The sequence below is a fragment of the Novosphingobium sp. PhB57 genome, assembly GCF_004342985.1.
In the GTDB taxonomy this organism is placed as follows: domain Bacteria; phylum Pseudomonadota; class Alphaproteobacteria; order Sphingomonadales; family Sphingomonadaceae; genus Novosphingobium.
On the sequence record NZ_SMBO01000001.1, the window covers coordinates 1,413,014 to 1,436,901 of the forward strand.

The 23,888-nt window shown below is 64.9% G+C and carries 28 protein-coding genes and 2 tRNA genes; 7 read left to right on the top strand and 23 right to left on the bottom strand.

Annotated features, from left to right (window positions below; all coding sequences use genetic code 11):
* Positions 1-110: 110 nt before the first annotated feature.
* From rseP to EDF58_RS06450, 8 genes are all read right to left on the bottom strand, one after another.
* Complete coding sequence (rseP, locus tag EDF58_RS06415) at positions 111-1,496, bottom strand: RIP metalloprotease RseP (protein WP_132263607.1); 1,386 nt, start codon at positions 1,494-1,496, stop codon at positions 111-113.
* A gap of 30 nt (positions 1,497-1,526) precedes the next feature.
* Positions 1,527-2,678, bottom strand: a complete 1,152-nt coding sequence (locus EDF58_RS06420) for a 1-deoxy-D-xylulose-5-phosphate reductoisomerase (RefSeq protein ID WP_132264193.1) — start codon at positions 2,676-2,678, stop codon at positions 1,527-1,529.
* Between the two features lie 5 nt (positions 2,679-2,683).
* A complete protein-coding gene (locus EDF58_RS06425; RefSeq protein ID WP_132263609.1) occupies positions 2,684-3,457 on the bottom strand; it encodes a phosphatidate cytidylyltransferase in 774 nt (257 codons plus the stop codon).
* Positions 3,444-4,139 (bottom strand): polyprenyl diphosphate synthase, encoded by a 696-nt coding sequence (gene uppS, locus EDF58_RS06430; protein WP_132263611.1) that lies wholly within the window; start codon positions 4,137-4,139, stop codon positions 3,444-3,446. Before uppS ends, EDF58_RS06425 begins: the two co-directional genes overlap by 14 nt.
* A gap of 28 nt (positions 4,140-4,167) precedes the next feature.
* Entirely contained in the window at positions 4,168-4,725 is a 558-nt protein-coding gene (gene frr / locus EDF58_RS06435; protein ID WP_132263613.1) for a ribosome recycling factor, read from the bottom strand.
* Between the two features lie 3 nt (positions 4,726-4,728).
* Positions 4,729-5,451 (bottom strand): UMP kinase, encoded by a 723-nt coding sequence (gene pyrH / locus EDF58_RS06440; protein ID WP_132263615.1) that lies wholly within the window; start codon positions 5,449-5,451, stop codon positions 4,729-4,731.
* 117 nt (positions 5,452-5,568) lie between these two features.
* On the bottom strand, positions 5,569-6,756 hold the full coding sequence (locus EDF58_RS06445; protein ID WP_132263617.1) for a heparan-alpha-glucosaminide N-acetyltransferase domain-containing protein: 1,188 nt from the start codon (positions 6,754-6,756) through the stop codon (positions 5,569-5,571).
* A 69-nt stretch (positions 6,757-6,825) separates the two neighbouring features.
* The gene (locus EDF58_RS06450; RefSeq protein ID WP_132263619.1) at positions 6,826-7,257 is read right to left on the bottom strand and encodes a helix-turn-helix domain-containing protein; all 432 of its coding nucleotides are present in this window, start codon (positions 7,255-7,257) and stop codon (positions 6,826-6,828) included.
* A 55-nt stretch (positions 7,258-7,312) separates the two neighbouring features.
* On the opposite strand from EDF58_RS06450, the gene EDF58_RS06455 reads away from it, so the two are divergent.
* Positions 7,313-7,921 carry an NAD(P)-dependent oxidoreductase gene (locus EDF58_RS06455; protein ID WP_132263621.1) on the top strand — a complete coding sequence of 203 codons (609 nt, stop codon included), beginning with the start codon at positions 7,313-7,315 and terminating at the stop codon, positions 7,919-7,921.
* 77 nt (positions 7,922-7,998) lie between these two features.
* Here the strand turns inward: EDF58_RS06455 and tsf are convergent, their stop codons facing one another.
* The gene (tsf, locus tag EDF58_RS06460; RefSeq protein ID WP_132263623.1) at positions 7,999-8,922 is read right to left on the bottom strand and encodes a translation elongation factor Ts; all 924 of its coding nucleotides are present in this window, start codon (positions 8,920-8,922) and stop codon (positions 7,999-8,001) included.
* Between the two features lie 201 nt (positions 8,923-9,123).
* The gene (gene rpsB / locus EDF58_RS06465) at positions 9,124-9,879 is read right to left on the bottom strand and encodes a 30S ribosomal protein S2 (protein ID WP_132263625.1); all 756 of its coding nucleotides are present in this window, start codon (positions 9,877-9,879) and stop codon (positions 9,124-9,126) included.
* Between the two features lie 395 nt (positions 9,880-10,274).
* On the opposite strand from rpsB, the gene EDF58_RS06470 reads away from it, so the two are divergent.
* Positions 10,275-10,544: a hypothetical protein gene (locus tag EDF58_RS06470; protein ID WP_132263627.1), complete on the top strand. Its 270-nt coding sequence runs from the start codon at positions 10,275-10,277 to the stop codon at positions 10,542-10,544.
* A gap of 15 nt (positions 10,545-10,559) precedes the next feature.
* Here the strand turns inward: EDF58_RS06470 and EDF58_RS06475 are convergent, their stop codons facing one another.
* From EDF58_RS06475 to EDF58_RS06490, 4 genes are all read right to left on the bottom strand, one after another.
* Positions 10,560-11,030, bottom strand: coding sequence for a hypothetical protein (locus tag EDF58_RS06475; RefSeq protein ID WP_132263629.1), 471 nt, complete (start codon positions 11,028-11,030; stop codon positions 10,560-10,562).
* A 382-nt stretch (positions 11,031-11,412) separates the two neighbouring features.
* Positions 11,413-12,222, bottom strand: coding sequence for a phosphatidylcholine/phosphatidylserine synthase (locus tag EDF58_RS06480; RefSeq protein WP_132264195.1), 810 nt, complete (start codon positions 12,220-12,222; stop codon positions 11,413-11,415).
* 83 nt (positions 12,223-12,305) lie between these two features.
* The gene (locus tag EDF58_RS06485; RefSeq protein WP_132263631.1) at positions 12,306-13,055 is read right to left on the bottom strand and encodes a phosphatidylserine decarboxylase; all 750 of its coding nucleotides are present in this window, start codon (positions 13,053-13,055) and stop codon (positions 12,306-12,308) included.
* Positions 13,056-13,260: 205 nt separating this feature from the next.
* Positions 13,261-13,346 (bottom strand) — tRNA-Tyr (locus EDF58_RS06490).
* A 163-nt stretch (positions 13,347-13,509) separates the two neighbouring features.
* Here EDF58_RS06490 and EDF58_RS06495 point away from each other — a divergent pair.
* Both EDF58_RS06495 and EDF58_RS06500 read left to right on the top strand, forming a co-directional pair.
* Complete coding sequence (locus tag EDF58_RS06495; RefSeq protein ID WP_132263633.1) at positions 13,510-14,334, top strand: RNA methyltransferase; 825 nt, start codon at positions 13,510-13,512, stop codon at positions 14,332-14,334.
* Between the two features lie 28 nt (positions 14,335-14,362).
* Positions 14,363-15,196: a hypothetical protein gene (locus EDF58_RS06500; RefSeq protein ID WP_132263634.1), complete on the top strand. Its 834-nt coding sequence runs from the start codon at positions 14,363-14,365 to the stop codon at positions 15,194-15,196.
* Between the two features lie 159 nt (positions 15,197-15,355).
* Here the strand turns inward: EDF58_RS06500 and EDF58_RS06505 are convergent, their stop codons facing one another.
* The 4 genes from EDF58_RS06505 to EDF58_RS06520 all read right to left on the bottom strand — a co-directional run bounded on the left by EDF58_RS06505 (position 15,356) and on the right by EDF58_RS06520 (position 18,151).
* On the bottom strand, positions 15,356-15,628 hold the full coding sequence (locus EDF58_RS06505; RefSeq protein ID WP_132263636.1) for an HU family DNA-binding protein: 273 nt from the start codon (positions 15,626-15,628) through the stop codon (positions 15,356-15,358).
* 399 nt (positions 15,629-16,027) lie between these two features.
* Positions 16,028-16,396, bottom strand: coding sequence for a 50S ribosomal protein L19 (gene rplS / locus EDF58_RS06510; protein ID WP_132263638.1), 369 nt, complete (start codon positions 16,394-16,396; stop codon positions 16,028-16,030).
* A complete protein-coding gene (trmD, locus tag EDF58_RS06515) occupies positions 16,393-17,139 on the bottom strand; it encodes a tRNA (guanosine(37)-N1)-methyltransferase TrmD (RefSeq protein ID WP_132263640.1) in 747 nt (248 codons plus the stop codon). The genes rplS and trmD overlap by 4 nt, the downstream gene beginning before the upstream one ends.
* Positions 17,140-17,200: 61 nt before the next feature.
* Complete coding sequence (locus tag EDF58_RS06520; protein WP_243654101.1) at positions 17,201-18,151, bottom strand: LysR substrate-binding domain-containing protein; 951 nt, start codon at positions 18,149-18,151, stop codon at positions 17,201-17,203.
* 68 nt (positions 18,152-18,219) lie between these two features.
* Between EDF58_RS06520 and EDF58_RS06525 the strand changes: the two genes are divergently transcribed.
* A complete protein-coding gene (locus EDF58_RS06525; protein ID WP_132263642.1) occupies positions 18,220-18,519 on the top strand; it encodes a hypothetical protein in 300 nt (99 codons plus the stop codon).
* A 63-nt stretch (positions 18,520-18,582) separates the two neighbouring features.
* Here the strand turns inward: EDF58_RS06525 and rimM are convergent, their stop codons facing one another.
* The 5 genes from rimM to EDF58_RS06550 all read right to left on the bottom strand — a co-directional run bounded on the left by rimM (position 18,583) and on the right by EDF58_RS06550 (position 21,981).
* Positions 18,583-19,092 carry a ribosome maturation factor RimM gene (gene rimM, locus EDF58_RS06530; RefSeq protein ID WP_132263644.1) on the bottom strand — a complete coding sequence of 170 codons (510 nt, stop codon included), beginning with the start codon at positions 19,090-19,092 and terminating at the stop codon, positions 18,583-18,585.
* An 18-nt stretch (positions 19,093-19,110) separates the two neighbouring features.
* Positions 19,111-19,539, bottom strand: a complete 429-nt coding sequence (gene rpsP, locus EDF58_RS06535; RefSeq protein ID WP_132263646.1) for a 30S ribosomal protein S16 — start codon at positions 19,537-19,539, stop codon at positions 19,111-19,113.
* A 30-nt stretch (positions 19,540-19,569) separates the two neighbouring features.
* Complete coding sequence (ffh, locus tag EDF58_RS06540; protein WP_132263648.1) at positions 19,570-21,015, bottom strand: signal recognition particle protein; 1,446 nt, start codon at positions 21,013-21,015, stop codon at positions 19,570-19,572.
* A gap of 190 nt (positions 21,016-21,205) precedes the next feature.
* Positions 21,206-21,281 (bottom strand) — tRNA-Ala (locus tag EDF58_RS06545).
* Between the two features lie 379 nt (positions 21,282-21,660).
* Positions 21,661-21,981: a TIGR02300 family protein gene (locus tag EDF58_RS06550; protein WP_132263650.1), complete on the bottom strand. Its 321-nt coding sequence runs from the start codon at positions 21,979-21,981 to the stop codon at positions 21,661-21,663.
* Between the two features lie 204 nt (positions 21,982-22,185).
* On the opposite strand from EDF58_RS06550, the gene aroA reads away from it, so the two are divergent.
* Together aroA and EDF58_RS06560 are read left to right on the top strand one after the other, a co-directional pair.
* Positions 22,186-23,508, top strand: a complete 1,323-nt coding sequence (aroA, locus tag EDF58_RS06555) for a 3-phosphoshikimate 1-carboxyvinyltransferase (protein ID WP_132264198.1) — start codon at positions 22,186-22,188, stop codon at positions 23,506-23,508.
* Positions 23,509-23,574: 66 nt separating this feature from the next.
* Positions 23,575-23,868 carry a permease gene (locus EDF58_RS06560; RefSeq protein WP_132263652.1) on the top strand — a complete coding sequence of 98 codons (294 nt, stop codon included), beginning with the start codon at positions 23,575-23,577 and terminating at the stop codon, positions 23,866-23,868.
* The last annotated feature ends 20 nt before the right edge of the window (positions 23,869-23,888 follow it).

A 23,888-nucleotide genomic window follows, 5' to 3' on the forward strand; every position in this document is an offset into this window, starting at 1 on the left:
GCCAGGCTGCCCGTCATGACGACGGGTAATCGCGCCCATCTGCCCGATGGACGACGTCCAATCAAGCAGCCAATCCCGGCGGAAATGTGATGGCTGATGAATTCTCCAGGCTATCCCCCGAAAATCGGGAGCGATGCCAGATCGTTGACCGTGACGAACACCATCAGGGCAAGCACGAGTGCCACCCCGGTGCGGATCGCCCATTCCTGACTGCGCAGTCCCAGCGGCTTGCGACGGACCAATTCGGCCGCATAGAAAGCCAGGTGCCCGCCGTCGAGGCCAGGAATTGGCAGGAGATTGATGAATGCCAAGTTAATCGAGATCATCGCCACGAAGCCCACGAAAGGCTCCCATCCCAGCGAGAATTGCTCGCCGGAATACTTGGCGATCTTGATCGGGCCGCCCAGTTCTCGGACGGACCGGTCTCCGGTCACGATCTGCCGGATCCCGGTGACTATCGTGCCCATCAGCGCGAAGCTGCGATCGACGCCGATACCCAGTGCGGCGACCGGCCCAACAGGCTCAAGCCGGCCGAAACCGGACTGGACACCGATACGCCCGACGGTTTCCTGGCGGCCTTGCGCGTCCTTCTGGATGGCGCTGCCGATGGTCATGGGCAGGACATGCGCCTGGCCCTCGCGCATGACGGTTATGGTCGTTCTGGCACCCGGCATGGGCATGATCAGCGGCGGCACTTCGCGGAAGCTGCTGATCGGAGTCTCGCCGACGGCAACGATCCGGTCACCCACTTTCATGCCTGCCTGCTCGGCCGGGGAATCGCCCATGAAGCCGCTTACGACCGGGACGGCGAAATCGAGGCCGAGGTCGCCGATCCGGGCCTTGTTGCCGAAATCGTCACTCACTTCGTCGCCGGCCAGGGTCACCGGCAGAACGACCGAGCGCCCTTCCCGGTCCACGACCAGTTCCACGTTCTTGCCCGGGAAATAGACGGTGTGTTCGGGAATATCGGTGACGCTGCCGATGCGGTTGCCGTCGATGGCGACGATGCGATCGCCGATCTGCACGCCCGCCACCTTCGCCGCGGAGGTTTCCGAGAAGCCGACGACCTCGGGATCCGCGATCAGACGGCCGTGAGCATAGACGAAGCCGGCCAGGATCAGCACGCAGAGGACGAAGTTGGTCAGCGGGCCCGCAAAGACGATAAGCGCACGCTGCCACAGCGGCTTCACATGGAAGGTCCTGGTGCGTTCCTCGGCCGTGAGGCCGTCCTCCCCGGCGCGGGGCGCCGAGGCCGGGTTCATGTCGCCAGCGAACTGGACGTAGCCGCCCAGCGGCAGGGCCGAGAGCTTCCAGCGGGTGCCGCGCCGGTCGGTCCAGCCCGCGATCTCCTTGCCGAAACCGATCGAGAAGGCATCCGCCTTTACGCCGAACAGCCGTCCCACCAGATAGTGGCCAAGCTCATGGATCAGCACGAGCGGCCCCAGCACCAACAGGAATGCAAAGATCGTCGTCAGCAGGTTGGGCGATCCGGTCAATTCAGGGAATCCTTTTCGGACCGCGTGCCGTCACGCAGTCCCGGCCAGCATGCTTGCCCTTGCTCTTGCCTCGCCGTCAACCGCCAGAACATCCGACAGGCTGGAGGGCGCGGGCGGCGCATAGGCCCCGAGCACGTCCTCGACTTGTGCGGCAATGCGCGTGAACGGAATCTGACCGCCAAGGAAAGCGGCCACGGCCACTTCGTTTGCAGCGTTGAGCACGGCCGGAATGGCACCGCCCGCCTCGGCCGCTTCCCTGGCCAGACGCGTGGCGGGAAACCGCACTTCGTCGGGGCGGCGGAACGTCAGTTCGCCGATTTCGGCCAGGTCCAGCGGTGCGCAGGGCGTGTCCATCCGTTCCGGCCAGGCGAGCGCAGAAGCGATTGGCACACGCATGTCGGAAGGCCCGAGCTGCGCCAGAGTCGACCCGTCCCGATACTCCACCATCGAATGAACGACGGACTGCGGGTGAACGATGATACGCAGCCGGTCCAGCCCGACCGGGAAGAGGTAGTGCGCCTCGATCAGTTCGAGGCCCTTGTTGAACATCGTCGCCGAATCGACGCTGATCTTCGCGCCCATATCCCAATTCGGATGCTTTACCGCCTGTGCCGGGGTCGCCAGCGTCAGCCGGTCGAGCGACCAGTCGCGGAACGGACCGCCACTGGCCGTCAGCGTGATCCAGCGGACGTGATCGAGGCTGTTGCCCTGCAGGCACTGGAAGATCGCATTGTGCTCGGAATCGATGGGCAGCAGGGTTGCGCCGTGACGCTCCACCGCTGCGGTCATCACTTCGCCCGCCGAGACGAGCGCCTCCTTGTTGGCGAGCGCGATCACCCCGCCCTGCTCGATCGCGGCCATGGTGGGCGCGAGGCCGGCACAGCCGACGATGGCGGCCACGGTGACGTCGGCGCCGCGCGAGGCGGCTTCCACCAGCGCGGCAGGGCCGCCGGCGGCTTCGATCCCGGTTCCGGCCAGAGCCTCCCGCAAGGCGGGCAGGCACGTCTCATCGGCGACGACCGCGACTTGCGCGGACAGCTCGATCGAAAGCCGGGCCAGTTCCGGCACGTTGCCGTTGGCGGTCAGGGCCACGACGCGCCAGTCCGCCGGATGGCGGCGAACGAGGTCCAGCGTCGAGGCGCCGATGGAGCCGGTGGCTCCGAGAACGGAAATGGTGCGCATCATGGTCATCGCGGCTGGAAAAGGATCATCAGCCCTAGCACGAAAAGCACGGCCAGCAAGCCGTCGAGACGGTCGAAGAAACCGCCATGGCCCGGAATGAAGTGGCCCGAGTCCTTGACCCCGGCCCGGCGCTTCATCCAGCTTTCGAAGAAATCGCCGGCTTGCGCGCAGACGGCCAGCAGTATGCCGGTCATCAGACAGGTCGCGAAAAGCGGCACCGCATTGGCCGTCAGGTACCAGCAGGGCTGCATCCCGAAGCAGGCGGGGCCGTCCGCCGCATTGCCCTGCGGATGGACCGAGATCAGCCCCTCCTGCCAGAAGCGCGCGGCGCCGAACAGGACCAGCGTGGCGCCAAGGACGCCGCCGAGCAGGCCGGACCAGGTCTTGGACGGACTGATGGAAGGTGCGATCTTCGGGCCGCCCAGCGAGCGTCCCGTGAAATAGGCGCCGACATCGACGCCGATCACGGCCAGCAGGATCGTCAGCAGCGGCGCAAGGCTGAAAGCCGGGTTGCGCAGGAACAGCAACATCGCGGCGCCGATACCCACATAGAGCATGCCGCCGAAGTTGAAGGCCGCGCGCTCGCCGGGATGTTGCGTGCCGCCGCGGGCCAGCTTGACCCATTCCCAGAGCACGCCGAGCGCCACGGCACAGACGAAGGCGGTCCAGACCACCCCGCCCAGCCACAGCGCGCCGCCGGCCACGACCAGCATGACCACGGCCGAAGCCGTCCGCACGCCCAGGTCGGACTTTTTCCTGCCGGGGTCAGCGTCCGCCATAGCGTCGCTCGCGGGAGGTGAAATCTTCCAGGGCCTGGCGCAAGTGCTCGGCGGTGAAGTCCGGCCAGAGCACTTCGGTGAACATCATTTCCGCATAGGCCGCCTGCCAGAGCAGGAAATTCGACAGCCGAACTTCGCCCGAAGTGCGGATCAGCAGATCGAGCGGGGGCATGTCCGCCGTATCGAGTTCGGCAGCGATGGTTTCGGGCGTGATCGGGCCCTTCGCGGCTGCCTTGCTGGCGGCGCGGGCGATCTCGTCCTGCGAACCGTAATTGAGCGCCACGGCCAGCGTGGTGCCGGTGTTGCCGGCCGTCCGCGCGACGGCACCTTCGACCAATTCGACCACATCGGGCTTGAAGGCCTTGTAATCCCCGATGATCTTCAGCCGGACACCGGCCGCTGCAAACTCGTCCAGATCGGAGAGGATGAAGCGCTTCATCAGGCTCATGAGGTCGGAGACTTCTTCCTCCGGCCGCCGCCAGTTCTCCGTGGAGAAGGCGTAGAGCGTCAGCGCTTCCAGCCCCATCTCCCGGGCGCCGCGCACCACGCGGCGAACCGATTCGACGCCGCGCTGGTGACCCAGCGCACGCGGCAAGTGGCGCTTCTTCGCCCAGCGCCCGTTGCCATCCATGATGATGGCAACGTGGCGCGCCACGACTTTCGCAGGTTCTTCCTTGGCCATCAGGTCTCCCTCGCGGCGAGGCTAAGCCTCACTTGCCGAGGATTTCCTTCTCCTTGCGGCCGAACTCCTCGTCGAGCAACTTGATCATGTCGTCGGTCAGCTTCTGGACTTCGGTTTCGCCGCGCTTGCGCTCGTCTTCCGAGATTTCCTTCTTCTTTTCGTCCGCCTTCAGGTTCTCGATACCATCTCGGCGCACGTTGCGCACGGCGACGCGGGCCTTTTCGGCGTAGGAGCCGGCGAGCTTGGCCAGTTCCTTGCGGCGTTCCTCGGTCAGGTCGGGAATCGGCAGGCGCAGGGTGTTGCCGTCATTGATCGGGTTGAGGCCGAGACCGGCCGAACGGATCGCCTTTTCGACGGGACCGATGTTCGTCTTGTCCCAGACCTGCACCGAAAGCATGCGCGGTTCGGGCGCCGAGATCGTGGCGACTTGCGTGATCGGCGTGTTGGCACCGTAAACGGTGACCATGATCGGCTCCAGCAGCGCGGTGTTGGCGCGGCCGGTGCGCAGGCCCGAAAGGTCGTGCTTCAGTGCTTCGATCGCGCCGGTCATGCGGCGTTCGAGATCCGCCTTGTCGTACTTGGCCATTGTTCAGGCTCCCTTCTGGACGATCGTCTTGGTGCCGCCACCGGCAAGAACGGTGGCGAGATTGCCCTTCTCGCGGATCGAGAACACGACGATCGGAATGGAATTGTCGCGGCACAGGGCCACGGCGGAGGCGTCCATCACCTTCAGGTTGTCGGCGAGGACAGTGTCGTAATCGACCGAATCGTAGCGCTTGGCATCCGGATTGGTCTTGGGGTCGCTGTCATAGACGCCGTCGACGCTGGTGCCCTTCAAGAGAGCGTCGCAGCGCATTTCGGCGGCGCGCAGGGCAGCGCCCGAATCGGTGGTGAAATAAGGTGCGCCAACGCCGGCGGCGAAGATCACCACGCGGCCCTTTTCCAGGTGACGCTCGGCACGGCGGCGGATCACCGGCTCGCAGACCTGGTCCATCTGCACGGCGGACTGCACGCGCGTCTCGACGCCAAGCTGCTCGAGCGCATTCTGCATCGCCAGGGCGTTCATGACGGTGGCCAGCATGCCCATGTAATCGGCCTGCGCACGGTCCATGCCGCGCGCGGCGCCGGCCATGCCGCGGAAGATGTTGCCGCCGCCGATGACGAGGCAGACCTCCAGGCCGGTTTCCTTGGCCGCCTTCACTTCCTTGGCAAGTTCGGCGACGAATTCGGGATCGATTCCGAACTGCTGGCTTCCCATCAAGACCTCGCCCGACAGTTTCAGCAGGACGCGCTTGTAAGGGGAAGAACTCATGGCCGCACAATCTCCTCTGGGCAGGACCGCCCGGCTTTAGGAGCGCGCGGGCCGATTGCCAAGGGGCGAGCTTGTGGATGACCGCGCCCGGTCTGCGCGGCGGCCCCTCCTACCCCTTCATAGGTAGCGCATCCACCAGGCGGGACTGGCGCGCTTGACCCCGGCGAACCAGCGCGTGGCGAACCAGCAAGGGACCGCGGTGAGCGCTGCCAGCGCCCAGATCCAGCCCACCGAAGGCACGCTCGTCAGGCCCTGCGCCCCCATCACCGCACCGGCCGCGCGGTTGGCCGCGTGGAGCAGATAGAGATGGACGAGGTAGAAGAACAGGGGCGCCCCGCCCAGCACGGCCAGCCACCGGATCGCCGCACCGGCGCCGCGGTGTTCCGCGCGTTCGAACAGGTTGAGCAGCGAGGCACCTATGCCAAGGGTCAGCAGCAGGAAACAGGCGGAGGCCGGATACTTGGTGAGGTTCACGAAGGCCATGGCATCGCGCGGCATGTTTCCGCTGACGGTCCAGGCCTGGGTGTCACCGTATCCCGTCGCTGCGCGCAGCAGGGCGAAGAGGGCCAGACTTCCGGCCGAAAACAGAAGGAGCGCCCTGCCCCGCATCTTCGGGTTCGCCTCGCGGCCGAACCACGGTCCGGCGGCATAGCCGATCGCCATCGCCCCGATCCAGGGCAGAACCGGATAGGAGGTGCGCGCCGCCGCGCCCCAGGGCAGCGCGATCAGGTCGCGCTGGTGGAGAATCGCCCAGAGGGCATGCCCGGGCGCGTCCGGCGCCAGCGTGATGCTGTCGAGGAGGTTGTGTCCCAATATGAGCGCCCCGCCCAGGCCCGCGACCCAGGCGCGTGGCAGATGGACGAGCGCGGCCAAGGCCAGCATCGACAGGCCGATCGCCCAGATGACCTGGAGAAAATAGGTCTCGGGCGCCGGGTCGAAAGTCCAGGCGAAGTTCACCAGAGTCACTTCCAGCACGATGAGGAACAACCCGCGCTTGGCCAGGAAAGCCCCGGCCCGCGCCGCATCGCCGCGCGCATGGAGCCAGGCCGATACGCCGGTCAGTACGACGAAAACCGGCGCGCAGAGATGCGCCGCCAGTCGCGTAAGGAACAGCGCGGGATCGGTGACATCGAGGTTCATCGGATCGGTGACCTGCCGATCGAGGTAGAAGAACTCGCGGGTATGATCGACGAGCATCAACAGCATGACGAGCCCCCTCAGGGCATCGATAGCCATGATCCGCGGACCCGAAACGGGACGCACGGCTTCGTTCTGCGGCAGGGATAGGAGATCGGCTCGGCTCATGCCTCGCGCAGTACAGTAACGTTATATCATTTCAACCCTGCACTGCAGATCGCATGCGATCCTGGCTTCTTACAGAGCCAGGCCCGCCAGTTCCTCTTCGCGAACGTCGTAAGCAAGCTGCGCCAGCCTTACGTCGGCCATGCGCCGTTCGGCCCAGTCGATCATGGCCTGAAGCGCGGCGAGCAATTCACGTCCCAGCGGCGTGATGGCGTAGCTGACCGTCACCGGCACCGTCGGCACGACCGCGCGCACGACCAGTCCGTCACGCTCCAGCGAGCGGAGGGTCTGGCTCAGCATCTTCTGGGAAATCCCGTCGATCCGCCGTTTCAGAGCGTTGAACCGCATCTCCCGAGAACCCAGGGTGGTCAGGATCAGCACGCTCCATTTGTCGGCAATGCGATCCAGCAATTGCCGGGTCGGACAGTTCGCCGCGTAGACGTCGGGGAGACGGTCACCGGTTCCCTCGGGGTAACCCGGTGCGCTGAAAGTGCCTTCTTGCATGGCCACGCTCCATGACACACTTGGTCACTATTGGAAACCAGTGGAGTATCCGGAAATGAAGATTGCAGTCCTCGGCGCCAGCGGCCGCGCCGGATCGGAAATCGCCAGGGAGGCCGCCGCGCGCGGCCATCAGGTTCTCGCCATCGCGCGCAATCCTGCGAAGATTCCGTCGGTAGAAGGCGTGACCGCCACGGCCGGCGACGCCTCCGACCCCGAGGCGCTCGCCCCGCTCATCGCCGGCAGCGATGCGGTGATCAGCGCGCTCCACTTCGATGTCTCGGCCGACACACTGCTTGCCGCGCTCCGCAAGGCGGGCGTCCACCGCCTCCTCGTCACCGGCGGTGCCGCCAGTCTCGAAGTCGCGCCCGGCAAGCGGCTAATCGATTCGCCGGATTTCCCGGAAGAGTGGAAGCCATTTGCAACCGGCGGCATCACTTTCCTCGACGCGCTCAGGCAGGTCGACGACGTGGACTGGACCTTCTTCTCCCCCGCCGCGCTGATCTTCGAAGGCCCGCGCACGGGAGCCTACCGCACGGGGGGCGACCTGCTCCTCACGGACGAAGCCGGAGAGAGCAAGATCAGCTTTGCCGACTACGCCATCGCCATGGTCGACGAACTGGAAGCACACCGGCACAGCCGCGCGAGGTTCACCGCCGCCTACTGACCCTGCACCGCGCAAAGAAAAAGGGCCGGGAAGCCTAAGCTCCCAGGCCCTTTTCTTATTTCGGTGTCCGCGAAGGATCAGCCGGCGACAGCAGCAGCCACTTCGGCTGCGAAGTCGGTGACTTCCTTCTCGATGCCTTCGCCGAGCTGGAAGCGGACGTAGTCCTTCAGCACGATCTTGGCACCGGCTTCCTTGCCGGCCTGGTCGACGACCTGCTGGATCGGGGTCTTGTTGTCCATGACGAAGACCTGCGAGAGCAGGGCGTTTTCCTTGGCGTACTTGGCGATCGCGCCTTCGACCATCTTGGCCTGCACGGCTTCGGGCTTGCCCGATTCGGCGGCCTTTTCCTGGGCGATCTTGCGCTCGCGCTCGATCAGCTCGGCGTCGAGGTCGTCGGCGTTGAGGGCCAGCGGGAAGGCAGCGGCGATGTGCATCGCGATCTGCTTGCCGAGGGCTTCGAGAACGTCAGCCGAAGCTTCCGATTCGAGCGCGACGAGAACGCCGATCTTGCCGAGGTTCGGCGCGGCAGCGTTGTGCATGTAGGGGATGACCAGGCCCTGAGCGACTTCGACGGTCTTCAGACGGCGAACCTGCTGGTTCTCGCCGATGGTCGCAACATTGTTGGTCAGCGCGTCGCCAACGGTGCCGCCGGTCGGGTAGGCAGCAGCCTTGAGCGCTTCCACGTCGTCACCGGCAACGCCGAGGGCGACTTCGGTCGTGTTGCGGACGAAGTCCTGGAACTGGTCGTTCTTCGCAACGAAGTCCGTTTCCGAGTTCACTTCGACGGCAACGCCCTTGGTGCCGGTGACGGCAACGCCGACCAGACCTTCGGCAGCCGTACGGCTGGACTTCTTGGCTGCAGCAGCCAGACCGCGAGCGCGCAGCGCGTCGACGGCAGCTTCGAGATCGCCACCGGTTTCGTCCAGGGCCTTCTTGCAGTCCATCATGCCGGCGCCAGTGCGCTCGCGCAGGTTCTTCACGTCAGCGGCGGTGTAAGCCATCGCTCAAATCCTCTTGCTTGGTGGGACCGTGTAGCACGGCCTTTAAAATCCTCGGATCGCGATGCGACCCGAAAATGCCCAGGTCGCGTTGCGGCCCATGAAATGCCCGGGTCGCACAGCGGCCCATAAAATTAACGCGCGCCAGGCCCATTGGACCCGGCGCGCGACAATTCCATGACGAAAAAGTCGTCGCCGGACCTATCAGGCCTCGACGGTCTCTTCGGCAACCGGCACGTCCATGGCGCCGAGATCGGCACCGCTGTTCACGAGCGCGTCACGACCACCCTTGGTGGCGGCCTGAGCAACGGCTTCGCAGTACAGACGAACGGCACGGCTGGCGTCGTCGTTGCCCGGGATCGGGAACGAGATGCCCTGCGGGTTCACGTTGGTGTCGAGCACGGCAACGACCGGAATGCCAAGGACGTTGGCTTCCTTGATGGCCAGCTCTTCCTTGTTGGCGTCGATCACGAACATCACGTCCGGGATGCCGCCCATGTCGCGGATACCGCCAAGCGACAGCTCAAGCTTGTCGCGCTCGCGGGTGAGCTGAAGGACTTCCTTCTTGGTCAGACCGGTGGTGTCGCCGGCAAGCTGCTCTTCAAGAGCCTTGAAGCGCTTGATCGAACCCGAGATGGTCTTCCAGTTGGTGAGCATGCCGCCCAGCCAGCGGTGGTTGACGAAGTGCTGACCGCAAGCGCGGGCGGCCTGGGCGATCGGCTCCTGAGCCTGGCGCTTGGTGCCAACGAAGAGCACCTTGCCGCCGGCCTGGACAGTGGCCGAAACGAACTCGAGAGCGCGGGCCATCAGGGGCACGGTCTGCGAAAGGTCGATTATGTGGATGCCGTTGCGCGCACCGAAGATGTACGGCTTCATGCGCGGGTTCCAGCGGTGGGTCTGGTGGCCGAAGTGCGCGCCGGCTTCGATGAGCTGCTGCATGGTGACGACGGGAGCCGCCATAATGTAATTCCTTCCGGTTGAACCTCTGGAAAGCAGGAACCAAGCGGGGATATCGATCCCTGGCCGCCTAGCACCGGTATGTGCGCTTTCCATGTGGATTGCCCGAGTCGCGGGTGACGCGAATTCGACACCTTTCGCCGAGCGGGGCCGCCCTTAGCGCCGTTTGCCCGAAAACACCAGCCCCAATCCGGCGTCCCGACAAGGCATTTCGTCGCAGAGCGCGAGACTTGGCGGCCAAGGCCGGAAACTACAGGGCTTCCACTGCTTTTCCACAGGGTAATCCCCAAGCTGCCGGCGCTTCTGGCGCAGTTCCATCCGGCGCCAGCGATCGGCACAGCAGAAGGGATCTTTCAAGGACAGCGCCTGAGGGGGTCGCGAATTCAAGGACGCAATCGATGACTGTCGTTTCATCCATCCTGTTCGGAATCGGCGCCGCCCTGGCGCTCATGACGATCTGGAAGAGCTACCGCGCTGCCCTGCCCGCACTGCGCAACCTGAAACGCCAGATCGATCTTGAAGCCGGAGACGCCGTGTGCTGGAGACGGGGTGCCGTATTGCCGGGAGATCGTGCCCCGCGCCGCCCCCCTGCAGCCCGTCGCCGCCTGCTCGCGCCAAAGGCCGCGCCGCATGTTCCGCGCCGCCTGACCCATCGTCGGGCGGCCTGACCTGACATCGGCGAATCAGTGCAGGCGCCGCGAGCCTTCCAGTCCGAACGCCTGGTCGATGGTCCGGTCATCGGCCTCCATCTCGCGCTCGATGACATCCTCCAGCAGTTCGCTCGTATGATCGATGATTGCCTGCATCTGCATGACCGCCTCGCCGATTGCCGCAGCGGTTCGGCAGGAGGGCATGAGATCGACGATGATGATGAGGCCTTGCTGCGCGTCGACTGAAAACCGGCAGCCCAGCAACCGGTCATGCAAGCGCGCGAGAGTCAGGCATAAGGCCGATCCCGGTTCGACTTCGTCCAGAACCAGACCCTTGATCTGGATCCAGTCGTCGACGCCGAATACCGACCAGACGCTCCCCGCTTCGCGATCGGTCAGGACGAGTTCGCTCGAATCAATTTCCTCCAGATCGAACTGATTGCTCTCGCACCAGTCGCGCAAGCCCTCCAGCTCGGCCAGACGATCGACGGCTTCTCCGCTCATGCCGCCCCCCGCAGCGCGCGCTTTACGCTCAGCGAAGGTCTGGACGATTCCTGCTTGACAGCCGGAGAACAAATTGAGAACAACGAGATCACAGGAACATTAATAGAACGATTCTGGATTTTCCACAAGGTGTCCACAGGCGCTGCTCTTCGGCAGACCAGGGAGGCCATGGATGATGGTTCGAAAGGAACGGTCATGACTGCTTTTGCTGCCTGTATCTTCGCTGTGGCCGCGATTGTTTCGGCCCATGTCATCGCCACGAGCTGGCTGCGCCACGCGGATGCGGCGCGGTCCTTGCCGGCGCAGCTGCGTGGCTGCCCGGACAGCACTCTTCTGGTCTGGAAAGCGATCGAACGCGTGCCCCTGCCCGCGCTCGCCACGCTCAGAAAGGACCGTTCGGTCCGTCCTCGCCGCCAGTCGCAGTGGACTGCGGCGGAACGCCCGGGACTGGAATGGCCGGGGATGGAACTGCCGGCGACGGACCTCGCCGCCTGATCTTCATGTAAGTGACGATGCCGATGGGAATCAGCGCCAGATAGGCAATGGTAATCACGGCCAGCGTGAACCAGGGCTCGGTCAGCAGCGCCGCCACGGTCAGGCCGACCAGCGCGATCAGTCCGACGCGAAGGCTTGGCGGCGGACTCATGCGGGACCAGCTGAGCGTCGGCAGGCTGGAGATCATCAGGAAGGCGATCACCACCATCCAGACGCTGACCGCGATGGGATTGGCGAATTCCGGCACCCCGCTCGCGATCCACAGATACATCGGCAGGAACGCCAGCCCCGCGCCGATCGGCGCCGGAACACCAGTCAGGAAACCGGCGTCTTTATGCGGCTGATCGATCTCGTCGAGGCGGGAATTGAAGCGCGCCAGACGCAGTACGCAGCAGATCGCGAAAGCCAGGGCGGCAATCCATCCCAGGCTGGGCAGCTGGTGAAGCGTCCAGAGATAGACGATCAGCGCCGGGGCAACACCGAACGAAATCGAATCGGCCAGACTGTCCAGCTCGGCGCCGAAACGCGTCTGCGCCTTGAGCAGGCGCGCCGCGCGGCCGTCGATACCGTCGAGCAGGCCCGCGAGGATGATGGCCTGCACGGCGCGCTCATAATCGCCGCCGATCGCAAAACGGATACCGGTAAGGCCGGAGCAGAGCGCGGCGGCCGTGATGGCATTGGGAACGAAAACGCGCATCGGCAGCCCGCCGGCAAGGCGGCGGCGCACGCGAAGGCCATCGCCCTCGAACTCGCCGCCCTGGATTCCGTCGGGCTCGCCGGTCACTGCGAGATACCCTCGATCACCGGCGCCGAACCGAGTTCCGCCAGCACGGTTTCACCGGCGACGATCCGCTGGCCCATGAGCACCTTGGGCTCCGTTCCTGCGGGGAGATAGACGTCGACGCGGCTGCCGAAGCGGATCAGGCCGATCCGCTGGCCGGAGGCGATCATGTCGCCCGGCTTCACGAACGGAACGATGCGGCGCGCGACCAGACCGGCAATCTGCGTAAAGCAGACGCGCAGTCCATCACCGCGCTCGACCAGGATGTGCTGACGCTCGTTTTCCTCACTGGCCTTGTCGAGGTCGGCATTGAGGAACTTGCCGGGGATGTAGATCACCCGGCGCACCGTGCCGCCGATGGGGCTGCGATTGATGTGGACGTCGAAGACGCTCATGAAGATCGAGATGCGGGTAACCGGTTCGGTCGACATAGGCTGCGAGCCGCTGCCATCCTCGACCGTCAGTTCGCGCGGCGGAGAGACTTTGCCGATAAGCGTCACCAGGCCATCGGCCGGTGCGACGATATAACGGTCGTCCTGCGGCGTCACGCGCACGGGGTCGCGGAAGAAGGCCAGCACGCAGACCGTGAGCAGCGCCAGCGGCCAACCGACCAGCGGACCGAACACGATCCAGCCGATCAGGGCCACGACGCCGGCGATAGCGCCGAACTTGCGGCCTTCCGGGTGGATGGAAGGCCAGCTCCAGGACGCTTCGCCGCGTCCCTGATTATCGAGAATTTCTCCGGGCATCACCATCCTCTAGTCAGTGTCCACCCCTCCCGCAATGCCGGGAAGAAGGGCATGTTCCCATCCACGCCGACGGCCGGGGATAGTTTCCAGCGCGATACGCCACATGGCACCCTGTCCGCCGCGATACGCGACACGGCACGGTTATCTCGCGCGATGCTGTAACTGGAGGGGAGCCCCGAAGGGAATGTCCTGTTAGGGAAGCCGGTGGTGGACAGGGCTGGATTCGAACCAGCGTACGCTTGCACGGGCAGATTTACAGTCTGCTGCCTTTAACCACTCGGCCACCTGTCCACACCAGTTGCTGGCGGGGGTTCTTCTTTCGAAAAACCCGTTGTGTTGAAGCTCCGAAACCAGAGCCTCGCTGCCGAGGAGCGCGCCTATGTAGAACGCGGCCTTGCCTGTCAATGGGGGTAATGGCAGGAGCGGCATAGTTTTTCCAAAAAGGACAGTTTTCATGACCAATCGTAGCGACCGGCAAGAAGGCGACCGCGAAGGCGGACGCTCCGGGAAGGCGCTGCGCGGCCGCGCAGGCCGGATGAAGAACGGCCGTGGCAGCGGCAGAGCGAGCACCGGCATGGTTCGGCTCTGGGGTCGCCACGCCGTGGAGGCCGCGCTCAAGAATCCGAATCGCAGCCATCGCAAGCTCTGGGCGACTCGCGAGGGCGTGGAATCGCTCGACGGCGAATTGCCGGCCGACTTCCCCGTCGAATGGGCCCAGCCAGCCGATCTCGCCCGCCTCGTCGCACGCGACGCTCCGCACCAGGGCCTCGTGCTCGAATGCGCACCGCTCGATGATATCTTCATCGACGACGTGCTGGATGGCGATCCCTCGCGCCCGGTCGTCGTGCTCGACCAGGTAACCGACCCGCACAACGTCGGCGCGATCATGCGTTCGGCGGCGGCCTTCAATGCCTGCGCCATCGTCACGCAGGACCGTCACGCACCGCCCGAATCGGGTACCCTGGCCAAGAGCGCTTCCGGTGCGCTGGAAGTCCTTCCCTGGGTCCGCGTGGTCAACCTGGCCCGCGCGCTCGAGGAAATCGCGGAAGCCGGCTACTGGCGCATCGGCCTCGACGGCGGCGCGCAGTCGACTCTCGGCGAAGCGCTTCCTGCCGGACCGGTCGCGCTCGTGCTCGGCGCCGAAGGTGACGGCATGCGCCACAACATCGCCCAGCATTGCGATTCCGTCGCCAAGCTGCCGATCAGCGATGCGATGGAAAGCCTGAATGTCAGCAATGCCGCTGCCATCGCGCTTTACGCCGCGGCGACCCGCGGCTGACGATCCGAACGCAAGAGGGGCACTCATCATGAACCAAGTCGAACGGCGCCCCCTGGGGCGCCGCTTGCTGGCAGGGCTGGGCGTCACCGCCCTCGCCCTGCTGGCGGCAGCGTGCATCTTCGCACCCGGCAAATTCACCTCGACGCTGGACTTGCGCAAGAACCGCACGTTCACCTTCCGCTATGCCGGCGAAATCGTGATGGTGCCTCTCCAGGCATCCAAGCCCAAGGTCTTCGCGCCGGAAGCGTGCCACGACGAAGACTACAACGAGCACCCCTGCACCGAGGAGGAACTCGCCCAGCAGAAGACCGATTGGGAGAAGTCCAACGAGGACAAGAAGAAGAGCGATGCCCAGGCCGCGCAAATGCTGCTGGGCGGGCTGGATCCCAGCGATCCGAAAGCCGGGGAGCAAGTGGCCGAGAAGCTCCGCCGCCAGGTTGGTTGGAACAAGGCCGTCTACATAGGAGACGGCAAGTTCGATGTCGATTTCGCGATGACCGGCCGGCTCGACCATGATTTCGCATTCCCCACCATCGAGGGCTTTGCGATGAGCAATCGGTTCGTCCAGCTCTCGCTGCGCCGGGACGGCTCGGTGCGCGTGGATGCCCCCTCGTTCGGCCCTCAAGCCGGCGCGACGGGCATGGGCGCCATGATGAGCGGCCTGGCCAATGAAAAGGAGGGCGATGCCATGCCCGGCACCACCGAGGCCGACGGCACTTTCACCGTGACGACCGATGGCGAGATCCTGGCCAACAACACCGACGAAGGCCCTCAGGCGGCTGCCAATGGCAAGGCGCTCATGTGGAAGATAGACCCCCGAACGCCCGCCGCACCGACGGCTCTGGTCAAACTGATGCCCTGAACCGGAGAGGGCCGGCGCCTCGGCGCAGGTCCTGCCTGGCCTGGGTCCCGGCGGCATCCTCCGGGAAACAGACCGCTACAACGAAAAACGCCGCGCCAACCCAAAGTTGGCGCGGCGTAATCTTTTCAGCCCGCGAGGCGTAGCAGGCTACAAGGATGCTTAGTTGACAGCGTCCTTGAGGCCCTTGCCGGCCTTGAACTTCGGCTGAGCCGAAGCCTTGATTTCCATCGGTTCGCCGGTGCGCGGGTTGCGGCCGGTCGAGGCCTTGCGCTTGGCAACCGAGAAAGTGCCGAAGCCAACGAGGCGAACTTCGTCGCCGGACTTCAGCGCGCCGGAGATGGCGTCGAACACGCTTTCGACGGCCTTGGTGGCATCGGTACGGGTAAGTCCGCTCGAGTCTGCTACGGCGCTGATAAGATCGTTCTTGTTCATTATGGGTACCCCCTAACCTTTCTGTTGAATCGGATGTGTCGGGATATTCGGACTCGCCTCTAAACGCGACGGAATTGAGCGGTTTTTGCGCGCGGTGTCAAAGGCTAAACAAAGCCAAAACTGGCACTTTATCGCGTTTTTCCGCCATTCAGATGACGATTCCTGAATTGTGCAACGCAGCATGATCGACCGTGCGACGCCTGCCCTCTTTCCGAAAGGCGTTGCGTCGAACAACAGAAGGGCCGCGCGGGTTCATTTTGCCGGCGTGGACTGATTCGCTTCGCGGAATCAAGTCGATAACCGTAATTGTCATCCAGGCGGAGACACAAAAAAGGCGGTTCGAAACCGAACCGCCTTTCAAGTTGTCCAGCCTGCAAGCGGCGGACACGATGCCGGAGCTTAGCCCTGGACGTCGTTGATGCGACGCTCGGCGATGCGAGCGCGCTTGCCGGTACGACCGCGCAGGTAGTACAGCTTGGCACGACGCACGACGCCGCGGCGAACCACGGTGATCGAGTCGATGTTCGGCGAGTAGAGCGGGAATACGCGCTCGACGCCTTCGCCGAAGCTCATCTTGCGAACGGTGAAGTTCGAACCCATGCCACGGTTCGAGCGCGCGATGCACACGCCCTCGTAAGCCTGGACGCGGGTACGGGTACCTTCGACAACCTTCACGCCGACGCGGACGGTGTCGCCCGGACGGAAGGTCGGGATTTCCTTGGCGGCCTTGGCAATTTCCTCGGCCTCGATCTGCTGAATCAGGTTCATGAACCTAAGTCCTCGTTTTTGCGCCGCGCACCAGAGGCAGACTGGCCCCGAACGTCACTGCGACGTTCCCAAAGGTCCGGCCTGCGTGACCGTGTATCTTCCTCCGCCTGTTGTTTCCGCCAGGCGGCGATCTTCGCATGATCCCCCGATCGCAGCACTTCAGGGATCGTGCGCCCTTCCCACTCGGTGGGTCGGGTATATTGCGGGTATTCGAGAAGACCGTCCTCAAACGATTCCTCGGTCCCGCTGGAAGCCGCGCCCATTACGCCGGGAAGCAGGCGAATGCAAGCGTCGAGAAGCAGGATCGCCGCGGGTTCGCCGCCGGAAAGCACCGCATCGCCGACCGACATCTCCTCGACGTCGCGGCCCTCGAAAATGCGCTCGTCGAAACCTTCGAACCGGCCGCACAGGATGGTGACGCCGGAGCCCTCCGCCAATTCGCGCACACGGGCCTGCGAGATCGGCTTGCCGCGCGGTGTCATGGCGATGACCGGCGCGGCCGGATTGATGCTGCGGGCATGGTCGATGGCCGCCGCCAGCACATCCACCTTGAGCACCATTCCCGCACCGCCGCCTGCGGGGGTGTCGTCCACGGTGCGATGCTTGTCGGCCGCGAAATCGCGGACATGCACGGGGTTCATGGCCCATTTGCCCTCGGCAAGCGCCCTGCCCGCCAGGCTGACGCCGAGCGAGCCAGGAAACATCTCCGGATAGAGGGTGAGAACGGTGGCGTTGAAAGTCATGCTGTCGCGCAAAGCCCAATTCGGCGGCGGCGACAAGAGGCCGGGCGGGATTTTGTGTCGCTCAGAAGGGTTCCCATACTTCTGGCGGCAGGAAATCCCGGTCGCGCATCACTTCGTCGCGCAGCCATTCCCGAAAGCGTTCCAGCTTGCGGACGCCCACGCGCTGTTCCGGGTGGACCAGCCAATGGCCGGTGCCGGGCAGGAACATCGTCGCGAACGGCTGGACCAGACGTCCCGCCGCCAGGTCCTCGCGCCAGATCAGCGGTGTCATCAGGGCTATGCCGAAGCCTTCGCGGGCCGCGCTGCCTTCCTGGAGCTGGTTGTCGAACATGAAGCCGCGCCGGGACGGCGGCGGCGGCGTTCCCACGCCGGCGGCTGCGAACCAGGCCGCCCACCAGGGATCGTTAGGGGCGAAGCGCTCCACCGCCAGCAGGTCTTCCGGCCGCGTGATCCTGTGGCGCTCCAGGAAATCCGGTGCGCAGATCGGCGAATAGTGCTGCCGGAACAGGAATTCGCTGCGCAGCCCCTCCCAACGTCCCGCGCCGCCCCGGATCGCGGCATCGTAGTTCGAAGTTGCGAAATCGATCACTTCGTTCGAAAGCGACATGCGGACGGCAATGTCGGGATGGCGGAGCTGAAAGCGGCCGATGCGCGTGCTCAGCCAGCTTGCGCCAAGCGATACCGAAGCATTGATCGCCAGCACGTCCTCTTCTTCGCTGCGAACGGCGGCGAAAGCATCTGTCATCGCGGCAAACGCACCGGACAGCGCGGGCAGCAGCCTGCGCCCGACATCCGATAGCCGCGCCCGGCCCTTCTCCCGCACGAACAGCGGCTTGCCGACCCGGTCTTCCAACTGCTTGATCTGATAGGAAATGGCCGCCTGACTCATGCCCAGTTCCTCGGCGGCACGGGAGAAATTCTCGTGCCGGCCCGCGGCTTCGAATGCGCGAACGGCGGTCAGGGGCGGCAGGCGGTCCATGGCCCGACGATAAGGCAGCCTTATGGCTGCCACCAGAGGGTTTGTTGGCAAAGAGGCGCTGCAACGCGCAGATTCCGGATATCCGAAGGAGGAACCGGACAATGCAGGACGAACATTTCATGCGCCAATGGAACGCCGGCCATGCCCGGTTTTCCGAAGATGCGGATCGCGGCCTCGTAACGCTCGCCGCCAAAGCCACACGCCTGCCCGGTTGGATCGGGCGCAAGGCGCGGCTGGAAACTGCGCTGGCACGGAAGGCGAGGCTGACGACCATCGCCATTCTCGCCGGCGTGCTGGCCGGCTCCAGTCTGGCGGCCGTAACGCCGCTGATCGCCCCGACCGATGGCAGCCAGGCCCCGCGGCAAGCCGCACAGCCCTGCACCGACCCCGCGCTCGCCTGAGGAACCCTCGCCTGAGAAACCAAGGCCCCTGACGCAGAAAGGCCGCCCGGAGGCGGCCTTTCCTTATTCTTCCGCAAAGGCGGCGTTGACCACCACCCGTTCGTGATCCCATTCGGGCACCGCGGCCGGGCTCATCGGCACCATGAAGCGGCGCCGCTTGCCGTCCTCGCCTGCCGGACGCTCGATCTCGATCACGTCGCCGGCGCCGAAGTTTTCGACCGCTATGCAAGTGCCCAGTTCGTCACCCGCATCGGAAACGGCGCGCAGGCCCAGCAGGTCGGCGTGATAATACTCGCCTTCCGCCAGTTCCGGCATCTGCGAGCGCGGAACGGTGAGCGCGGTACCGCGCAGCTTTTCCGCCGCGTTACGATCGAGCACTTCTTCGAAGCGGGCGATCGCGCCGCCCTTGCCGTCATCGCGCACTTTGGTGAGCGTGAGCGTGGAATCGGTGAAGGCGCGGTAGCGCTTGAGCGCCGCCACGCCTTCACCGAACAGCTTGAGGCGAACCTCGCCCGTCACGCCGTGCGCGCCGGTTACGGCAGCAAGCGTGACGGGGCGGTCTTGACCAGCCATCTGGATTCAACCTGAAGCTTAGGCTTCGGTCGATTCCTCAGCAGCTGCTTCGGCAGGCGCTTCTTCAGCGGCCGGAGCGGCTGCAGCAGCAGCGGCAGCTTCTTCAGCTTCACGCAGCTTCTCGGCCTTTTCCTCGGCGCGGTCCTTGGCCTTCTGGCCGGGCTCGCCCTTCTGGGCGTTCACGGTTGCGGCGCGTTCCTTGATGCCGGCCTTGTCGAGCAGACGGGCAACGCGGTCGGTCGGCTGGGCGCCAACGCCGAGCCAGTAACGCACGCGGTCTTCGACCAGGCGCACGCGGTTCTCGTCTTCCTTGGGGAGGACCGGGTTGTAGGTGCCGACCTGCTCAAGATACTTGCCGTCGCGCGGAGCGCGCGAGTTGGAGACGACGATCTTGTAATAAGGACGCTTCTTCGCGCCACCGCGCGACAGACGGATCGAAACGGACATTGCTCTACCTTTCCTTCAAATCTTCGAGAATTACTTTTTCAGAAACTTGCTGAGATCGGGACCACCGAGGCCCGGCATGCCGCCGGCGCCCCCACCCATGCCGCCACCAAGCCCGGGCATGGCGGCATCGAGGCCGCCCTTTCCGAACATCGCGGCAAGGCCCTTGAGGCCGCCCATCTTCTTGATCTGCTTCATGGCCTTGGACATCTCCTGGTGCATTTTCAGGAGCTTGTTGACGTCCTGCACCTGGGTGCCCGAGCCGTTGGCGACGCGAATTTTGCGCTTGGCGTTGAGCAGCGCGGGATTGACGCGCTCCTTCTGCGTCATCGAGCCGATGATCGCATCCATGCGCAGCAGCACGCGGTCATCCATGCCCGAAGCCTGCATCGCCGCCTTGGCCTTCTTCATGCCCGGCATCATGCCGGCCAGCGCGCCAAGGCCGCCCATCTTCTGCATCTGGCCCAGCTGCATGCGCAGGTCGTTCATGTCGAACTTGCCCTGCTCCATGCGCTTGGCCAGCGCTTCGGCGTCCTCGACCTTGACCGCTTCGGCGGCCTTCTCGACGATGGAGACGATGTCGCCCATGCCGAGAATGCGGTTGGCAACGCGGCTGGGGTGGAAGACCTCAAGGGCCTCCATCTTCTCGCCGGTGCCTGCGAACTTGATCGGCTTGCCGGTGACGGCGCGCATCGACAGCGCCGCACCGCCGCGCGCATCACCGTCCATACGAGTGAGCACGACGCCGGTGAGATCGACTTCGCCGGAGAACGACTGCGCGACGTTGACCGCGTCCTGACCCGTCAGCGAGTCGACCACGAGCAGCGTTTCACGCGGAGTCGCGATGGCGGCAACCGCCTTCATCTCGTCCATGAGCTGCTGGTCGACGTGGAGGCGACCGGCCGTGTCGAGCATCAGCACGTCGACGGCCTGGAGCTTGGCCGACTGCATCGCGCGGGTGGCGATCTCGGTCGGCTGCTGACCCGGGATGATCGGCAGGGTGGCGACGCCGACCTGCTCGCCCAGGACGCGAAGCTGTTCCTGCGCGGCCGGACGGTTGACGTCCAGCGAGGCCATCAGGACCTTCTTGCCCTGCTTCTCACGAAGGAGGCGGGCGATCTTGGCCGTGCTGGTGGTCTTGCCCGAGCCCTGGAGGCCGACCATCATGATGACGACCGGGGGAGCGGCATTGAGGTCGAGTTCAGCGGTCTCTTCGCCGCCAAGCATCTCGATCAGGGCATCGTTGACGATCTTGACGACCTGCTGGCCGGGCGTGACCGAGCGCAGCACCGAGTGGCCCACGGCCTTCTCGGTAACCTGGTCGATGAAGCGGCGCACGACGGGAAGCGCGACATCGGCTTCGAGCAGCGCGATGCGGACTTCGCGCATGGCATCGCGAACGTCCTGCTCCTTGAGCGCGCCGCGACCGCGCAGCTTGTCGAAAACGCCACCAAGACGATCCGAAAGGGAGTCAAACATTCTCGCTCCTAACGTCACTCGCGGCGAACATGCCAAAATTCCTCATCGACGGGTCGAACCGCCAGAACGCCAAAAACGCCGGTGGGCGAAACCTCGCTGACCGGCGTGACGGGACGTTATGCGAAAAACGCCGGCGGACGAAACCTCGTCAGCCAGCGTGTCGCGTTCCCGCGAAACTGCAATGTTGAAATGGTGGAGCCTAGCGGGATCGAACCGCTGACCTCCTGCATGCCATGCAGGCGCTCTCCCAGCTGAGCTAAGGCCCCAATCATTTCATCGGATCGATCCTGGGAGGTCCGATCCGTTTCCGTCACGGCGACTTGCGCCTCCGCTTGGGAGGCCGCCCTCTAGATTGGGTTCACCGGACTGGCAAGAGGAAATTTTCACGGGCCTGTCATTTTCCGGAAAGCGGCCCGAAAGCGCACCCCCGTCCCTCTGCAGTGTCCTTCGCTTCACAGCCTTTGCCCTTCGTCATTGCGAGGAGGTGAAGCCGGCGAAGCAATCCAGAGCGGTGTAAGGCGCCCCTGGATTGCTTCGCCATGCTCGCAATGACGAAGGATGGAATCGAATCTGGCGGACCAAAACGAGAAAGGGCGCGGTCGCCTGAGCGCCGCGCCCTTTCCCTTAATGGATGCGTATCGCGGCTTACTCGTCGCGGTCGCCGTCGTCGTCGCCGGCACCGATGCCGAGATCGTCGTCACCGCCGAGGTCGACGTCGTTGTCCGGCGAATCGCCGTCGTCGTCGATATCCAGATCTTCTTCAGCCAGATCCGAATCTTCGGTCTCGACCACTTCCTTCTTCTGGATTTCCTCATAGGGAATCGGCTGCTTGGACTTCAGCACCGGCTCCGGGTGCCACGAATGGCCGCACTCGATGCAGGTGACCGGGTCGTCCTTGCCCAGGTCGTAGAAGCGGGTGCCGCATTTCGGGCAGCCGTGCTTGGCGCCCCACTCAGGCTTTGCCATGAAATGTCCTCATATTGCCCGCTCGAAAGGAACGGGCGTGAATTTCGTATCTTGATGGGAGGGCCGGCGCGCAAAATCAAGCGTCCCGGCACCATCAGGGCGCGCGCCTTGCCATAGGCCGCACCCGCTGTCAAAAGCCCGGCGATTTTGCGCCCCTCCAGTATCGAGAGAAGCACGCCCGTGAGCCACGACGACACCACCCCCATGCGCCCCCGCCGTTTCCTGCCCGCAGGACCGCTCAAGGGCAAGATCCGCGTGCCGGGTGACAAGTCGATCAGCCACCGCTCGATCATGCTGGGCGCGCTGGCCGTGGGCGAAACGCGCGTGACCGGCCTGCTGGAAGGCGAGGACGTGCTGGCCACCGCCGCCGCCATGCGCGCCATGGGCGCCACGGTGGAACGCGTGGGAGACGGCGAATGGCGGGTGAGCGGCGTGGGCGTGGGCGCCCTGCTCCAGCCCGAGGGTCCGCTCGACATGGGCAATTCCGGCACCTCGACCCGCCTGCTCATGGGCCTGGTCGCCAGCCACCCCATCACTGTCAGCTTCACGGGCGACGGCTCGCTCTCCAAGCGCCCGATGGGCCGCGTGATCGATCCGCTCTCCGAAATGGGTGCGAGTTTCGAAGCCAGCGAAGGAGGCCGCCTCCCGCTGATCGTGCGCGGCGCCTCGCCGGCCGTGCCGATCACTTACCGCCTGCCCGTCGCCTCTGCACAAGTGAAGAGCGCGATCCTGCTCGCCGGCCTCAACACCCCCGGCACCACCACCGTGATCGAGCCGGTGCCGACGCGCGATCACTCCGAGCGCATGCTCAAGGGCTTCGGCGCCGATCTTGAGGTCACGGTGGAGGCGGACGGCACCCGCGTCATCACCATCAAGGGCGAGGCGGAACTGAAGCCGCAAGTCATCGACGTACCGGGTGACCCCTCCTCCGCCGCTTTCTTCATCGTTGCTGCCCTCGTCACGCCGGGCAGCGAAGTCGTGATCGAGAACGTCGGCCTCAACCCGACGCGCGCCGGCCTTGTCGAAGTGCTGCGCCAGATGGGCGGCCAGATCGAATTCCTGAACGAGCGCGAAGTCGGCGGAGAGCCGGTGGCGGACCTTCTGGTGAGGCATTCGCAGCTCAAGGGCATCGAAGTCGATCCCGCCATCGCGCCTGCCATGATCGATGAATTCCCCGTTCTCTTCGTGGCGGCCTCGCTTGCCGAGGGCGTCACCGTCACCAGCGGTCTCGACGAACTGCGCGTGAAGGAATCGGACCGCCTCACCGCCATGGCCGTCGCGCTGACGCTGGCGGGCGCCCGGATCGAGGAACGCGAGGACGGCCTCGTCATCACCGGCACCGGCGGCAAGCCCCTGCCCGGCACGGCCAGCGACGCGCAAGTCGTCACCCACCTCGACCACCGCATTGCCATGTCGATGGCGATTGCCGGCCTCGTCAGCAGCGGCGGCGTGGAAGTGGACGACACGCGCCCGATCGCCACCAGCTTCCCCAATTTCGAGGACCTGCTGGCCACGCTGGCCGGATAAGGGCATTCTTGCAGGCTGGCGGCGCCGCGTTCTTCCACGCGGGCGCCCCGCCTGACAGGAGTGTGCATGATCCTCGACCTGCCGCAGTGGCTCAGCAACATCCTCGGCTTCGTGGGCACCGTGTGCTGCGTGATCGCCTATGCCTATGTGACATACGAGAACAATCCGAACCGCTACCTTCAGCACGGACTGAACTTCGTCGGGGCCGTGCTCCTGCTCATTTCGCTGATGGTGAACGTCAACCTCCCCTCCATCGCGATGGAGGGGCTTTGGGCGATCATCGCCGGCTGGGGCCTCCTGAAGGCCCTGCGGTCAAGGCGCAGCGCGGACCGGCCATCCGACGAAGCCCGCCTGCCTTGACCTTCGCCCAGACCTTCGCC

What these genes read in the sequence shown, in the direction of transcription:
- EDF58_RS06425 (WP_132263609.1), bottom strand. Translation starts at nt 3,457, where the DNA reads ATGGCGGACGCTGACCCCGGCAGGAAAAAGTCCGACCTGGGCGTGCGG.
- EDF58_RS06420 (WP_132264193.1), bottom strand. Translation starts at nt 2,678, where the DNA reads ATGCGCACCATTTCCGTTCTCGGAGCCACCGGCTCCATCGGCGCCTCG.
- EDF58_RS06500 (WP_132263634.1), top strand. Translation starts at nt 14,363, where the DNA reads ATGAACCAAGTCGAACGGCGCCCCCTGGGGCGCCGCTTGCTGGCAGGG.
- EDF58_RS06505 (WP_132263636.1), bottom strand. Translation starts at nt 15,628, where the DNA reads ATGAACAAGAACGATCTTATCAGCGCCGTAGCAGACTCGAGCGGACTT.
- trmD (WP_132263640.1), bottom strand. Translation starts at nt 17,139, where the DNA reads ATGACTTTCAACGCCACCGTTCTCACCCTCTATCCGGAGATGTTTCCT.
- rpsB (WP_132263625.1), bottom strand. Translation starts at nt 9,879, where the DNA reads ATGGCGGCTCCCGTCGTCACCATGCAGCAGCTCATCGAAGCCGGCGCG.
- EDF58_RS06475 (WP_132263629.1), bottom strand. Translation starts at nt 11,030, where the DNA reads ATGAGCGGAGAAGCCGTCGATCGTCTGGCCGAGCTGGAGGGCTTGCGC.
- EDF58_RS06445 (WP_132263617.1), bottom strand. Translation starts at nt 6,756, where the DNA reads ATGAGCCGAGCCGATCTCCTATCCCTGCCGCAGAACGAAGCCGTGCGT.
- EDF58_RS06455 (WP_132263621.1), top strand. Translation starts at nt 7,313, where the DNA reads ATGAAGATTGCAGTCCTCGGCGCCAGCGGCCGCGCCGGATCGGAAATC.
- EDF58_RS06550 (WP_132263650.1), bottom strand. Translation starts at nt 21,981, where the DNA reads ATGGCAAAGCCTGAGTGGGGCGCCAAGCACGGCTGCCCGAAATGCGGC.
- rplS (WP_132263638.1), bottom strand. Translation starts at nt 16,396, where the DNA reads ATGAACCTGATTCAGCAGATCGAGGCCGAGGAAATTGCCAAGGCCGCC.
- frr (WP_132263613.1), bottom strand. Translation starts at nt 4,725, where the DNA reads ATGGCCAAGTACGACAAGGCGGATCTCGAACGCCGCATGACCGGCGCG.
- EDF58_RS06560 (WP_132263652.1), top strand. Translation starts at nt 23,575, where the DNA reads ATGATCCTCGACCTGCCGCAGTGGCTCAGCAACATCCTCGGCTTCGTG.
- rimM (WP_132263644.1), bottom strand. Translation starts at nt 19,092, where the DNA reads ATGGCTGGTCAAGACCGCCCCGTCACGCTTGCTGCCGTAACCGGCGCG.
- ffh (WP_132263648.1), bottom strand. Translation starts at nt 21,015, where the DNA reads ATGTTTGACTCCCTTTCGGATCGTCTTGGTGGCGTTTTCGACAAGCTG.
- EDF58_RS06470 (WP_132263627.1), top strand. Translation starts at nt 10,275, where the DNA reads ATGACTGTCGTTTCATCCATCCTGTTCGGAATCGGCGCCGCCCTGGCG.
- EDF58_RS06495 (WP_132263633.1), top strand. Translation starts at nt 13,510, where the DNA reads ATGACCAATCGTAGCGACCGGCAAGAAGGCGACCGCGAAGGCGGACGC.
- uppS (WP_132263611.1), bottom strand. Translation starts at nt 4,139, where the DNA reads ATGGCCAAGGAAGAACCTGCGAAAGTCGTGGCGCGCCACGTTGCCATC.
- EDF58_RS06450 (WP_132263619.1), bottom strand. Translation starts at nt 7,257, where the DNA reads ATGCAAGAAGGCACTTTCAGCGCACCGGGTTACCCCGAGGGAACCGGT.
- EDF58_RS06480 (WP_132264195.1), bottom strand. Translation starts at nt 12,222, where the DNA reads ATGCGCGTTTTCGTTCCCAATGCCATCACGGCCGCCGCGCTCTGCTCC.
- rpsP (WP_132263646.1), bottom strand. Translation starts at nt 19,539, where the DNA reads ATGTCCGTTTCGATCCGTCTGTCGCGCGGTGGCGCGAAGAAGCGTCCT.
- EDF58_RS06485 (WP_132263631.1), bottom strand. Translation starts at nt 13,055, where the DNA reads ATGCCCGGAGAAATTCTCGATAATCAGGGACGCGGCGAAGCGTCCTGG.
- EDF58_RS06525 (WP_132263642.1), top strand. Translation starts at nt 18,220, where the DNA reads ATGCAGGACGAACATTTCATGCGCCAATGGAACGCCGGCCATGCCCGG.
- aroA (WP_132264198.1), top strand. Translation starts at nt 22,186, where the DNA reads ATGCGCCCCCGCCGTTTCCTGCCCGCAGGACCGCTCAAGGGCAAGATC.
- pyrH (WP_132263615.1), bottom strand. Translation starts at nt 5,451, where the DNA reads ATGAGTTCTTCCCCTTACAAGCGCGTCCTGCTGAAACTGTCGGGCGAG.
- tsf (WP_132263623.1), bottom strand. Translation starts at nt 8,922, where the DNA reads ATGGCTTACACCGCCGCTGACGTGAAGAACCTGCGCGAGCGCACTGGC.